Annotated in this window: 9 protein-coding genes and 1 tRNA gene; 7 read left to right on the forward strand and 3 right to left on the reverse strand. The window is 40.7% G+C overall.

What is annotated here, in order from left to right; translation table 11 throughout:
• Nucleotides 1-25: 25 nt before the first annotated feature.
• The 3 genes from HDF25_RS12065 to HDF25_RS12075 all read left to right on the forward strand — a co-directional run bounded on the left by HDF25_RS12065 (nucleotide 26) and on the right by HDF25_RS12075 (nucleotide 4,001).
• Nucleotides 26-1,375, forward strand: coding sequence for an MFS transporter (locus HDF25_RS12065; RefSeq protein WP_184625022.1), 1,350 nt, complete (start codon nucleotides 26-28; stop codon nucleotides 1,373-1,375).
• A gap of 87 nt (nucleotides 1,376-1,462) precedes the next feature.
• On the forward strand, nucleotides 1,463-3,010 hold the full coding sequence (locus HDF25_RS12070; RefSeq protein WP_184625024.1) for a S10 family peptidase: 1,548 nt from the start codon (nucleotides 1,463-1,465) through the stop codon (nucleotides 3,008-3,010).
• A 28-nt stretch (nucleotides 3,011-3,038) separates the two neighbouring features.
• A complete protein-coding gene (locus HDF25_RS12075; RefSeq protein WP_184625026.1) occupies nucleotides 3,039-4,001 on the forward strand; it encodes an acetyl-CoA carboxylase carboxyltransferase subunit alpha in 963 nt (320 codons plus the stop codon).
• A gap of 92 nt (nucleotides 4,002-4,093) precedes the next feature.
• On the opposite strand, the gene HDF25_RS12080 is transcribed toward HDF25_RS12075, so the two are convergent.
• Nucleotides 4,094-7,138 (reverse strand): protein O-mannosyl-transferase family, encoded by a 3,045-nt coding sequence (locus HDF25_RS12080; RefSeq protein ID WP_184625029.1) that lies wholly within the window; start codon nucleotides 7,136-7,138, stop codon nucleotides 4,094-4,096.
• Nucleotides 7,139-7,397: 259 nt separating this feature from the next.
• Here HDF25_RS12080 and HDF25_RS12085 point away from each other — a divergent pair.
• The 4 genes from HDF25_RS12085 (at nucleotide 7,398) to pth (ending at nucleotide 9,776) form a co-directional block, all read left to right on the forward strand.
• Nucleotides 7,398-7,468 (forward strand) — tRNA-Gln (locus HDF25_RS12085).
• Between the two features lie 76 nt (nucleotides 7,469-7,544).
• Nucleotides 7,545-8,486: a ribose-phosphate pyrophosphokinase gene (locus tag HDF25_RS12090; protein WP_184625031.1), complete on the forward strand. Its 942-nt coding sequence runs from the start codon at nucleotides 7,545-7,547 to the stop codon at nucleotides 8,484-8,486.
• Nucleotides 8,487-8,514: 28 nt separating this feature from the next.
• Nucleotides 8,515-9,093 (forward strand): 50S ribosomal protein L25/general stress protein Ctc, encoded by a 579-nt coding sequence (locus HDF25_RS12095; RefSeq protein WP_184625033.1) that lies wholly within the window; start codon nucleotides 8,515-8,517, stop codon nucleotides 9,091-9,093.
• 122 nt (nucleotides 9,094-9,215) lie between these two features.
• Nucleotides 9,216-9,776 carry an aminoacyl-tRNA hydrolase gene (gene pth / locus HDF25_RS12100; protein WP_184625035.1) on the forward strand — a complete coding sequence of 187 codons (561 nt, stop codon included), beginning with the start codon at nucleotides 9,216-9,218 and terminating at the stop codon, nucleotides 9,774-9,776.
• Between the two features lie 28 nt (nucleotides 9,777-9,804).
• On the opposite strand, the gene HDF25_RS12105 is transcribed toward pth, so the two are convergent.
• Both HDF25_RS12105 and HDF25_RS12110 read right to left on the reverse strand, forming a co-directional pair.
• On the reverse strand, nucleotides 9,805-11,406 hold the full coding sequence (locus HDF25_RS12105; RefSeq protein ID WP_184625037.1) for a response regulator: 1,602 nt from the start codon (nucleotides 11,404-11,406) through the stop codon (nucleotides 9,805-9,807).
• 28 nt (nucleotides 11,407-11,434) lie between these two features.
• Nucleotides 11,435-12,271: a CheR family methyltransferase gene (locus tag HDF25_RS12110; protein WP_184625039.1), complete on the reverse strand. Its 837-nt coding sequence runs from the start codon at nucleotides 12,269-12,271 to the stop codon at nucleotides 11,435-11,437.

The following is a 12,271-nucleotide window of genomic DNA, read 5'->3' on the forward strand; positions in this document are numbered from 1 at the left end:
GAACCAAAAAACCAAGATTATCCTTATGGAACAAAACAAAGCCGCTGCCACTAAACCAAGACTGTCGAATGCCCAGATTTTCAACCTGAGTGCAGGCTTTTTTGGTATCCAGTTTGGTTTCGCCCTGCAGAACGGGAATGCTTCGAGAATCCTGCAAACCTTTGGCGCAGATGTAGAACACCTTTCTCTATTCTGGCTGGCAGCACCTTTAACAGGGATGATCGTACAACCGATTATCGGTTATTACAGCGATAAGACCTGGAATCGTTTTGGCAGAAGAAGGCCTTATTTTCTGGTAGGGGCAATTTTGACAGCCATTGCTTTAATCCTGATGCCTAATTCAGGAGCTATGGCCAGTTTTCTCCCACCTATTATTATCGGGGCTGGAATGCTGATGATCATGGATGCTTCCATTAATGTGGCTATGGAACCCTTCAGGGCCCTGGTGGCAGATAAATTACCAGAAAGCCAGCGGAGTTTTGGCTTCTCGATGCAGACTTTCCTGATCGGTGCAGGGGCGATATCAGGTTCCTGGTTACCCTATATATTTTCCGAATACCTGGGCGTTTCCAAAGTTGCTGCTGCGGGCCAGGTACCACATAACGTCATCTATTCTTTTTATGCAGGTGCCGCGATTCTGCTCCTGACCATCTTATGGACAGTACTGACGACTAAAGAATATCCACCGGAAGAAATGGCTTTATACCATGCCGCAGAACCTGAAACAGAAGAATCCAAAGGATTAATATCCATTCTTTCAGATTTCTCTAAAATGCCATTAACGATGAAGCAACTAGGCCTGGTTCAGTTCTTCTCATGGTTTGCCCTCTTTTCTATGTGGGTGTTTACTACACCGGCTATTGCACAGCATATCTATAAAGTACTTCCCGGAGATACCTCATCAGTTAAATTTGCGGATGCCGGAAACTGGGTAGGTATCCTGTTTGGTGTATATAATGGCGTATCTGCAATTTACGCGCTGATTTTGCCTTCCATTGCGAGAATGACAAGCCGTAAAATAGCTCATGCTTTTTCTTTACTGGCGGGAGGGGCCGGATTATTGTCTATCTATTTTATCAGTAATCCCGATTACCTCATTTATTCCATGATCGGTATCGGTCTGGCCTGGGGAAGTATACTTTCTATGCCCTATGCGATATTGTCCAGTGCTATCCCTGCCCGCAAAATGGGGGTATATATGGGGATATTTAACTTTTTCATTACCATGCCGCAAATTGTAAACGGTGTTTTTGGCGGAATGATTGTGAAGAAATTTTATCACGGAGAAGCTATCTATGCCATTGTGCTCGCTGGTGTATTTATGATTCTGGGAGCCATTTCGGTGCTTTATATCCAGGGGAGTAAAGAAAAATAAAATATGGAAGAGTAACATTTTTAAGGGATTAACACTAATATTCTGATCTTATTTGGATATTTACAGGACCTAAACCAAACCTTTGAAATGAAGCTATTTTATACCCTTGCCCTGGCGGGGATCTGTGTTTTTCAAACAGTGAATGCACAGAAACTACAGCCTATTAAAGCCGTTCCCGGCACTAAAAAAACTGACAGCGCAGCTAATGAAGGCGTAAATTCCCGTAATATCGTCACCGAGAGTATGGTCGTTACCCAGCACCAGGTGACTATTAAAGGACAGCGCGTTCCTTATAAAGCTACTGCGGGTACTTTACCTGTCTGGGATGAAAACGGTAAAGCTATAGCAGGTCTGTTTTATACCTATTATGAAAGAACAGATGTGAAAGACCGGAGCAACAGACCTCTGGTCATCTCCTTTAATGGCGGTCCCGGTTCTGCCTCTGTATGGATGCATATCGCTTATACAGGACCTGTACTGCTTAATATTGATGAAGAAGGATACCCGGTACAGCCCTATGGTTATAAAGAAAATAATGCTTCTTTACTCGATGTGGCAGATATAGTTTATATAGATCCCGTTAACACTGGCTATTCCAGACCAATTAATAAAGACATACCCGGTAGTAAATTTTTTGGCGTTAATGCCGATATCAAGTACCTGGCCGAGTGGATCAATACCTTTGTTACCCGTAACAACCGCTGGGCATCTCCTAAATTTCTGATCGGAGAGAGTTATGGTACCACGCGTGTTTCGGGACTGGCTCTCGAACTGCAAAATTCACAATGGATGTATTTAAACGGTGTTGTACTCGTTTCACCAACGACTTTGGGGATCGAAAGGGGAGACGCACTTTCAGCTGCTTTACGTTTACCTTATTTTGCAGCTACAGCCTGGTATCATAAAGCTTTAAAACCCGAACTGCAAACTAAAACGTTAAATGATCTTTTGCCCGAAGTAGAACAGTTTACTATGAATGAACTGATTCCTGCACTGGCTAAAGGCAGTCAGCTGAGTCCGGAGCAGAAAAAAGAGATCGCAGCTAAAATGGCTGTATATTCAGGAATCAGCGAAAAGGTTATCCTTCAGCATAACCTGGATGTCCCGGCCGATTTTTACTGGAAGGAACTACTTCGTGATAAAGGATACACTATTGGCCGTCTCGATTCCAGGTACCGTGGAGTAGATAAACAAGATGCCGGAGACGGACCGGATTATAACGCAGAACTGAGTTCCTGGTTACATTCTTTCACTCCTGCTATTAATATGTATATCCGCAATGAGCTGAATTATAAAACAGATTTGAAATATAATATGTTCGGTTCAGTCTATCCCTGGGATAATACCGGAAACCATACTGCAGAGAATTTACGTGATGCGATGGCACAGAACCCTTCCCTTCATCTTTTTGTGCAATCCGGGTACTTTGATGGCGCCTGCGACTATTTTAATGCAAAATATAGCATGTGGCAGATGGATCCCAGCGGAAAACTCAAAGACAGAATGAGCTGGGCAGGTTATGAAAGCGGCCACATGATGTACCTGAGAAAGACTGATTTGCAGAAGGGAAATGAAGATCTGAGAGAATTTATCAGGAAATCTTTACCTAAAACCGGAGTCGCTGCGAAGTTTTAAATAAAATACCTATTTTTACCGCCCACTTATGGAACAGATAAAAACATCATTTGATTTTGAAAAACCTATTGCTGAACTGATGCAGCAGATTGAAAAGGTTAAACAGGTTGCTGATAAAACAAAAGTAGATATGTCTGCTACTCTGATTGAGCTTGAAGATAAGCTGTCTAAAACGCAGAATGCACTTTATGCAAACCTTACAGGTTGGCAGGAAGTACAGTTGTCACGTCATCCGGAAAGGCCTCAGACGCTGGATTACATCGGAATGATCTGTGACGATTTTATCGAATTGCACGGAGACCGTACAGTAAAAGATGACAAGGCTATTATCGGCGGTTTTGCTACAATTAATGGCGAAACAGTAATGGTGATCGGACATCAGAAAGGTAAAAACACGAAAGAGCGTCAGTACCGTAATTTCGGGATGGCAAATCCTGAAGGATACCGTAAGGCTTTAAGATTAATGCGTCTGGCAGAAAAATTCAATAAACCGGTTATTTCCTTTATTGATACCATGGGTGCTTATCCGGGTATTGAAGCTGAAGAACGCGGACAAGGTGAGGCTATCGCCAGAAACCTGATGGAAATGTCAGTATTGAAAGTACCAATTATCTGTCTGATTATTGGTGAGGGTGCATCTGGTGGTGCATTGGGTATCGGTATCGGTGATAAGGTATATATGTTGGAGCACACCTGGTATTCGGTAATTTCTCCGGAATCATGTTCTTCAATTTTGTGGCGTAGCTGGGATTTCAAAGAGAAAGCAGCAGAATGCCTTAAACTGACGTCGAAAGATATGTTAAAGAACAAGCTGATTGATGGCGTGATTAAAGAACCGCTAGGTGGCGCACATCAGAATCCTGCAGAAATGGGTGCAACATTGAAAGAACAGATCCTGAAAGACATCAAAATACTTGGAAAAGAGAAGACAGAGAAAATGATCTCTAACAGAATTGATAAATTCTGCGCAATGGGTGTTGTCGTTGAATAAACCTTTTTCTATGCTATAAATTACAGATCAGATTGTCTGTAAAAAAGAAAGGCCCGTTGCATTTGCAACGGGCCTTTCTTTTTTGTATCCGATTATTGCTCCGGTTGTTCAGGACCTTGCTGTGCAAAGTAAACTGAGAACCTGGATTCTAATCCCTGGAACTGTTGAGCCAGTTGCTGAGACAGCTTGGTTTGCTTCTGCTCTGCAGTCGTTTTAACCATTTGGTTCAGGAACTGTAAGCCCAGCTGAACATTTTGTCCGCCAACGAATCTGTTTTTACTTTTCGAAACATCCGCCAGGTAAGTTAATTCCTTCTGGATATAATCAGCAGATTTCTCAATAAGCGCATTTGCCTTATTCGTATCTCCTAATTTGTATAAGTTCTCCGCAAGGAAATAGACGCCCATCATAGAACGCATACCATAGAATTTGTCAGGCATTACCTCAAAATAACGTGCAGCTACTTTTTTCGCATCAGCGATTTTTCCTTCTTTAATCAATCCGGAGATTGTGGTGTTGAATACATTGTTAAAGATAGAGACGTCATCAGCAGATTGCGGATCAAGATAACTTGCAGTTTTTACATTTCCCCATTTAAATTTAGTGTACATGTTGTTATAAAGTACATCTGTATTCACTAAATCACCTCTGCTTGCAGCCGAATCAGCTTTAAGCGGCAACAGGCGCATGGCAAGTCCTTCAGTATATAAATAGTTGTCCAGACCGATAAATTGTTCAGAAGGGACAGTACTTGCGAAATAGATAGGTCTTTTCCAGTTATTATGAACCAGGATGTCAAGCAATGCCAGTGTACCTTTGGTTACATAAGATTTGTTATAAGTCCATTCCATAGCAGGAACGATTTTCGAAGCATCAGCAGCTTTAACTGTTCCGGTTTTGATTACATCTTCCGGATTAATAGTCAGTTTAAAGTTTTTGGTCGGAATAAAGTTTTCTTTAGTTCCGTTCTGCAAAGGAATTTTATCCTCATCAGCATCAGATAATAATACATCCAGTACATTTTTAAGTTCTACTGGTCCTGCTATTTTATAATCCTGGTAGTACATTACATCCCTTACGCCCTGTACATACTGTGAAGGTTTCATGCTGATCGGAAGCGGAGCAGATTCATTCTGTTTACGTTTCATTCCATCAATGTACCAGTCAGTATCAAAAAGACTCAAGTTAACCAGTCTAACGTCTGGTCTCACGTTTTCTACCTCCTGGATATACCAAAGCGGGTAAGTATCGTTATCACCATAAGTGAACAAAATCGCGTTTGGTGCGCAAGACTGCAGATAATCCAATGCAATATCATGAGCAACCATTTTCTCTGAACGGTTGTGTGCTTTCCATCCCTGAGCCCCTAAGATGATAGGTCCTGCAAATAACGAAACTACCGTTGCTCCGATTGCTGCACTTTGAGGCGTCAGTTTTTTAAATACCCATTCTCTAAGGGCAAGTACCCCGAAGCCTATCCATATGGCAAAGGCATAAAAGGAGCCCGCATAAGCGTAATCCCTTTCTCTGGGTTCAAGTGGTTTCTGATTTAAATATAAAACGATAGCCAGTCCCGTAAAGAAGAACAGCAGGCCGACAATACCGGCATCTTTCTCATTACGTTTAAAATGCCATACAGCACCTAATAATCCCAGAATTAATGGAAGGAAGAAAAAGCGGGTATAAGAACTGCTTTCAACAATTGAAGGAGGTAAATGAGACTGATCACCCAGCATCATGGCATCAATAGGTTTGATACCACTTAAGAACTGACCCTGGTAAAGACCAGCACCCTGGTCATCATTCTGGCGACCGGCAAAGTTCCACATGAAATAACGCATGTACATATTTCCGATCTGATATTTAAACAGATAGGTAATATTATCGAACAGGCCGGCAAAATGGCTGTCATCAAAGCCCATCAGACCTTTATATTCCTGTACGTGTCTCGGATCATCACTATACATCCTTGGGAATACCGTAACTCTATCATATTCATAGTCAGTTTTTTTACTGGCTACTTCATATTTTTCTGCACCTTTTCTGTAAATGTTTTTACCCTCTTTCAGGCTTACCTTTTCAGAATTATAGTTAGGACCGAACAGCAATGGTCTGTCTCCATATTGTTCCCTGTTCAGATAACTTAGGAAAGAGAATGCATTATCAGGGTTACTGTTATTCAGGTTAGGACTTGCCTTGGCTCTGATAATGATCATTGCAAAAGAACAGTAGCCGAAAATAATCAGGGCTGTTGAAAGAAAGGCAAGATTTAATGTCTTGTTTTGTTTTTTGATGGAATAACGTATTCCCCACACCAGTGCGCCAATCAGCAGGATAGCAAAACAGATCACACCTGATCCGAATCCCATACCCAGTGTGTTCACGAAGAACAAGTCAAAGTAAGCACCAAATGAAACGACATACTGGATGATACCGTATTGCACGAATGCAAGGATCAGTACACCCACGATAAAGGTCTTGAAAACACCGAAAGTAGTTGGGTTAGGTGTTTTCTTGAAATAATATACAAAAGCAATAGCTGGTATAGTCAGTAAGTTCAATAAGTGGATACCAATTGATAATCCCATGATATAAGCAATGAACAGTAACCATCTGTCAGCACGGGGCTCGTCAGCGTGGGCTTCCCATTTCAGGATACCCCAGAATACGATAGCGGTAAACAATGATGAAAGTGCATATACTTCAGATTCTACAGCAGAGAACCAGAAACTGTCTGTATAAGTATAGGCCATAGCTCCGACAACTCCGGCACCCATTACGGTGATGATATTTCCAATGGTCAGGTCAGCATCAGTTTTGATGACCATCTTTTTAGCCAGGGCTGTAATTGACCAGAATAAAAACAGGATTGTTGCACCACTGGCCAGGGCCGATCCAACGTTCATGAAATAAGCTATTTTATGAATATCTCCAAAAGCAAACAGGGAGAAGAAGCGCTGAATCATTAAAAATAAAGGCGCGCCAGGTTGGTGAACTACCTGCATTCTCAGTGCGGAAGCTATAAACTCACCACAATCCCAAAAACTAACCGAGGGTTCTAAGGTGAGTATATAAGATAAGCTGGCCAAGATAAAACAGAGCCATCCTGTAAGGTTGTTAATTTTTGAATAGTTCATTTCGTTTTTTAAGTATAAAATTTCGGCTTATATCGGCCTGCTTATACACAGGCTCTAAAAATGCAGCCGAAAATAATCAAATAGATTGATAATAGTACATATATCCATTCACATTAACAAATTTTAACCTCCCAGAGTGCTTTAAAGGCCCTTTTGAAAAATATTTTAAATTTTTTTTCACTAAGATTTGCAATTATCAAAAAACTACGTAGATTTGCATTCCCAAACAAAACAACTCATACTTGGTTTGTCGGAAGATTGCCCGATAGTATAAAGGTAGTACAACGGTTTTTGGTACCGTTTGTCTAGGTTCGAATCCTGGTCGGGCAACTAAATAATATTCGGATTGTGATTCAAAACGCAATCCGATTTTTTTTATTAACCCAGCATTGATACCCGTCTAATCATGCCATTGCAATTTAACCCAGTTAAACTTTTTGCCGGCACCGGTACAAAAGCATTAGCACACAAAATTGCCGAAAGTTACGGCAAACCACTCGGTAATGTAACCTTAAGCAGGTTTAGCGATGGTGAGTTTCAGCCTTCATATGATGAAACAGTAAGAGGATGTGATGTATTCCTTATCCAATCTACCTACCAGCCTTCTGATAATTTAATGGAACTTTTGTTGATGATTGATGCCGCGAAGAGAGCTTCTGCGCATTATATCACTGCTGTTGTTCCTTATTATGGTTTGGCCAGACAGGACAGAAAAGATAAACCAAGAGTTGCTATTGGTGCGAAGCTGGTAGCTAATCTGTTGAAATCGGCCGGTATCCACCGGATTATGACAATGGATTTGCATGCTGCACAGATACAGGGATTTTTTGATATCCCGGTTGACCATCTGGATGGTTCTGTGATTTTCGTTCCTTATATCAAAAGCCTTGGTCTGGAAAACCTGACTATTGCTTCACCAGATATGGGTGGGTCATACAGGGCACGTACTTTTGCCAAGTTCTTCAATGCTGAAGTTGTCATCTGTGATAAACGCCGTAAACGTGCCAATGAGATTGAGTCGATGTCAATCATTGGTGATGTGACCGGAATGGATATTGTTTTGATTGATGATATTTGTGATACAGCAGGTACACTGGCTAAAGCTGCGGCTTTAATCATGGAAAAAGGAGCGAAGAGTGTGAGAGCAGTTTGTACGCATCCGGTATTGTCGGGTAAAGCTTATGAGACTGTTGAAAATTCTCAGCTGACCGAACTGATTGTAACAGATACTATTCCTTTGAAGCAGGAGAGTCCGAAAATCAGGGTGCTGAGTACTGCAAGTTTATTTGCAAAGGCAATTGCCAATGTAAACGAGCATGGGTCAATCAGTGACCTGTTTAGAGTTTAATTTTAATAACAAATAAATATATAACAAGATGAAAATAATCGCAATTAGCGGTTCTCCAAGAGAGAACGTAGGGAAACGCGATGCTAAAGAGCTTCGCTATGAAGGTAAAGTTCCTGCAGTATTGTATGGTGGTAAAGAACAAGCACATTTCGCTGTAGTTATTACAGAATTGAAAGATGCTATTTACACTCCAGAAGCAAACTTTTTAGAAATTGAGTTGAATGGTACTAAAACCAAAGCAATCATAAAAGAGTTACAGTTTCACCCATTAACAGACGTGTTATTACACGTAGATTTCCTTCAGTTATTTGATGACAAGGATATCGTTATGGAAATTCCAGTTAAATTAACCGGTACTTCTCCAGGTGTTAAAATGGGTGGTAAATTAGTTCAGAAATTACGTAAACTTCGTGTTAAATCTTTACCTAAAGATATGCCACAAGTAGTTGAAGTAAGCATTTCTAAATTAGAAGTAGGTAATTTATTCCGCGTACGTGACCTTGCTAAAGGTGCTTACACAGTGACAAACACTCCAGAAGATACAATCGTTTCTGTTGGTATGTCAAGAGCGCTTAAACAAGCTGAGCAACAAGCTGGTAAAAAATAAGCTGAATCTTCAGCCCGATTTAAGAGCAGCACTGGTTTCAGTGCTGCTTTTTTTATGTCTTATTTCCCCGATTCCGGTTTGCCGGAAACTGTTATCTTTGCGGGAAGAAATTTTTACAATACATGAAGTACTTGATAGTTGGCCTGGGAAATATCGGGCCAGAATACGCCGATACGAGACATAACATTGGTTTTAATATTGCTGATGCACTGGTTAAGGAACTGGGTGGCTCATTTTCGAATATCCGTCTGGCTTATTATGCAGAAGTTTCATGGAAAGGCAGAAAACTTCATGTGATCAAACCTACTACCTTTATGAACCTGAGTGGGAAGGCCGTAAACTACTGGATGAAGGAATTAAATATTCCATTGGAGAATGTACTGGTCATTGTAGATGACCTTGCCCTTCCGTTAGGCAAACTGCGTCTCAAATTAAAAGGGAGCAGTGCCGGACATAATGGTTTAAAAAGTATAGAAGCACTTTGCGGAGGGCAGGACTATCCGCGTTTACGTTTTGGAATCAGTGATAATTTTCCCAAAGGCAGACAGGCTGACTATGTTCTGGATGTATTTGATAACGATGAACTGCCGGAATTGCCTGCGCTGATTGACAGAAGTGTCGCCCTGATCCAGAGTTTTGTAACTGTTGGACCCGCACATACAATGACCGCTTTTAATAAATAAGCCCGATAAAAATATCAGGCTTATTTTGCTAAAGCATCAGGGTCTTTTTATCTATAAAATGAGAAATTTTCTGGTGTAGTATATTCAGCTCAAATGGTTTGCTGAGCACATCATTTGCTCCGGCATCAATAGCAGCTTTCTTATCATTTTCCATCACTGCTGCTGAGAACGTGATAATCGGAATATCTTTTTTGCCCGGTATGAAATCTGTCCGGATCAGTTTAGTAGCCTCCAGTCCATTCATTACCGGCATGAAAGTATCCATCAGGATCAGGTCATAGTTGTTCTCCCTGAGTTTATCCAGCGCTTCTTGTCCGTTATCCACGAAATCGGCAATGACTTCCCAGTCCTTTAATATTTTGACAATTAAAAACTTGTTGATCGGGTTATCCTCGGCAACCAGTATCCGGACGTTGTGAAATGGCAAAAGCTTCTCTGTACGTTTTTCTTTAATTTCAGGGAGGTCCTGTAAAACTTCATACCAATTGGTGAAGCAAAATACACTTCCTTTGCCTTCCAGGCTATCTACAGTAAGTACACCACCTTTCAAACGGGCTAAATTCTTAACAATTGAAAGTCCCAGGCCGGTGCCGCCGAAATTCAGCGTTGTGTTATCATCCGCCTGTTCAAAAGTTTCAAATATTTTATCAATCTTATCTGCCGGGATACCAATTCCTGTATCAATAATCGAAAATCTAATCTGCAGGTTATTTCCCTTGCGGTCCATGACTTCTACTTTCAGGGTTACACTGCCCTTATTGGTAAATTTGATCGCATTCCCGATCAGGTTCATCAGGATCTGATTTAACCTTAAAGAGTCTGCAGACACATTTTTGGGCAGGCCCGGATCAAATTCTGTAATCAGTTCAAGATCTTTTTCTTTGGCTCTTATACTTAATAAGTTATTTACAGCATGGCAGACTTCTGCAATATCTGTTGCAGAACGGTTGATCTTAAATTTACCTGCATCTATCTTTGAAAGATCGAGGATATCATTAATGACGCCCAGTAAGGAATTGGAAGAAATCTGTAAAAGAGAAATCATCTCAATCTGTTCCTGGCTAAGCGGTGTTTTTTCGAGTAGGTTGGCAAGGCCGATAATTCCGTTGATCGGGGTACGGATTTCGTGACTCATATTGGCCAGGAAATTCTCTTTGATCTTCTTTCCCTGCTCTGCCAGTTCTTTCGCCTTAATCAGTTCTTTCTGATAAGCCTCAAGCTGTTTATTCTTTTTGACGATGTCCCGTTGCGTTCTTACAAATTGTAAAAATGAATCAACTTTAGCAGACGTTACATAAGGGTTTAATGGCTTATACAGATAATCAACTGCACCAGTATTCAGCCCTTTCACCGCATATTTGGCATCCGTTGAAATAGCCGTTACAAAGATGACCAGGATGTCTTTTGTTCTGGGATTGCTTTTTAATATCTCCACCAGTTCAAAGCCATCCATCTCAGGCATCTGCACATCTACCAGTGCAATTGCAATGTCCATTTCCCAGGCCATTCTGAGTGCTTCATTTGGAAGTGTTGTCGAAACAAGATTCACATCATCACGTTCCAATAAAGCCTCTAAGGCAATTATATTTTCGGGTCTGTCATCAACAATGAGGATGTTAATCTTTTCCATAATTTCTGCGGTATCTTTTTGAAAAGACTTAAGCTATTTTTTGATATATATTATTCTTCTTATCTACAATCCTGAAACGACCAATTTCTGTACTTCTCAGTGTCTCTTTAGAACCCAGGCAAAGAAAACCAAAGTTAGCTAAACTATTGTAAAAAAGATCAATGACCTTCTTTTGAAGGTCTGTATTAAAGTAAATTAACACATTACGGCATGAAATCAACTGAAACTCATTGAAGACCCCATCCGAAGCTAAATTATGCGCGGAAAACAGCATGTTTTTCTTTAACGAATGGTTAATAGAAGCTGCTCCGTAACGTGCTGTGTAATAGTTGGAAAGCGTATATCTTGCACCGGTCTTCTGATAATTCTCTGAATACAGCTTCATCTTCTGCAGATCATAGATTCCATTTTTGGCAAATTCCAGTACATCCGAATTAATATCCGTTCCATAAAAAAAGCTCCGGTCATATAAATTTTCTTCTGCAAACATGATCGCAAATGAATAAAGTTCTTCTCCCGTTGAACAACCGGCATTCCAAACTTTTATCCTTTGATAAGATCTCAGGTAAGGAATGATATGTTCACAGACCGATGTGTAAAAAGCCGGATCTCTGAACATCTCTGTCACATTTACAGTTACCTCCATCAAAAATGACTCGAAGTAGTCGTTATCATTGGTGAGTAAAGTACGTAAATCAAACAGGCTCAGTTTCTGTAACTGCATAATTCTGGTTACTCTTCTTTTGAGCGAGGCCGCAGAATAATTGCTGAAATCAAAACCATGTATATTATTAATAAAAGCAGTCAGACTTTCCAGTTCCTCATAACTGATCACTTCCTCCGGATTTATGTCTGGTTGTTTCAT

The organism is Pedobacter cryoconitis (assembly GCF_014207135.1).
GTDB classification, from domain to species: domain Bacteria; phylum Bacteroidota; class Bacteroidia; order Sphingobacteriales; family Sphingobacteriaceae; genus Pedobacter; species Pedobacter cryoconitis_D.

Excerpts from the sequence above, each read along its gene's own strand:
- HDF25_RS12065 (WP_184625022.1), top strand. The coding sequence starts at position 26 with ATGGAACAAAACAAAGCCGCTGCCACTAAACCAAGACTGTCGAATGCC.
- HDF25_RS12070 (WP_184625024.1), top strand. The coding sequence starts at position 1,463 with ATGAAGCTATTTTATACCCTTGCCCTGGCGGGGATCTGTGTTTTTCAA.
- HDF25_RS12075 (WP_184625026.1), top strand. The coding sequence starts at position 3,039 with ATGGAACAGATAAAAACATCATTTGATTTTGAAAAACCTATTGCTGAA.
- HDF25_RS12080 (WP_184625029.1), bottom strand. The coding sequence starts at position 7,138 with ATGAACTATTCAAAAATTAACAACCTTACAGGATGGCTCTGTTTTATC.
- HDF25_RS12090 (WP_184625031.1), top strand. The coding sequence starts at position 7,545 with ATGCCATTGCAATTTAACCCAGTTAAACTTTTTGCCGGCACCGGTACA.
- HDF25_RS12095 (WP_184625033.1), top strand. The coding sequence starts at position 8,515 with ATGAAAATAATCGCAATTAGCGGTTCTCCAAGAGAGAACGTAGGGAAA.
- pth (WP_184625035.1), top strand. The coding sequence starts at position 9,216 with ATGAAGTACTTGATAGTTGGCCTGGGAAATATCGGGCCAGAATACGCC.
- HDF25_RS12105 (WP_184625037.1), bottom strand. The coding sequence starts at position 11,406 with ATGGAAAAGATTAACATCCTCATTGTTGATGACAGACCCGAAAATATA.
- HDF25_RS12110 (WP_184625039.1), bottom strand. The coding sequence starts at position 12,271 with ATGAAACAACCAGACATAAATCCGGAGGAAGTGATCAGTTATGAGGAA.